The following is a 704-nucleotide window of genomic DNA, read 5'->3' as shown; positions in this document are numbered from 1 at the left end:
CGCCGGCTGAGTGACCAAGGGTATCATTGACCTCCTTGAAGCGGTCGAGATCGAACAGCAGGATGGTCGCGAGCTTACCTGCAGCAAATGTCTCGTCTAAGCAGGTCCGCCAAGCCGCCCGGTTGGGAAGATCCGTCAGAGCGTCGATATTGGCGAGCCGGAAGAGCCGCTCTTCGTTCTGTTTCCGCTCGGTTATATCTCGGACGATGGCGCCGACACTCGCCGTATTACCCTCCTTCCAGGTCGAAAGGGACATTTCTGACGGAAACTCAGTGCCGTCCTTCCTCAGGCCAGATAGCTCGATGGTCTGGTCCTCAAGTTCAAGGCGTTCGCCGTTTCTCAGACGCTGCAGTTCGGCATCGTAGATCTTACGCCAGCTATCAGGAATGATCACGTCAGAGCGAAGCCGTGACATTTCCTCGGCGGTGTATCCAAATAGTTTCTCGGCAGCCTTATTCCAAAAGGTTATGCGCTCTCGCTCGTTCGAGCAGATGATCGCATCCGGAGAGGTGGCGGCGATATTCTCGAAGCGGGCCTGGCTGATCGTACGGGCAAAATCCAGACGACGGATCTCCATCCGATCCATCACAAGCGCGGCAAGGTCGGTGAGGTTTTGTCGATCATGCGCTGTGAACGTGTCTCGAGGTTGGCTATCGATGAGGCAAACCGTGCCGATCCGCGCACCCGTCGTGGTCACGAGAGGC

The 704-nt window shown here is 57.0% G+C and carries 1 protein-coding gene; it reads right to left on the bottom strand.

All coding sequences use genetic code 11. The annotated features are described in order from the left end of the window. On the bottom strand, positions 1-704 hold a 704-nt coding region (locus AC2GXZ_RS32600), incomplete at both ends, for a PAS domain S-box protein (RefSeq protein ID WP_483763388.1).

The organism is Aliirhizobium sp. YIM B11859 (assembly GCF_057163345.1).
Note: the sequence above shows the minus strand (reverse complement) of the source record. Positions and strands in the feature narration are given on the sequence as shown.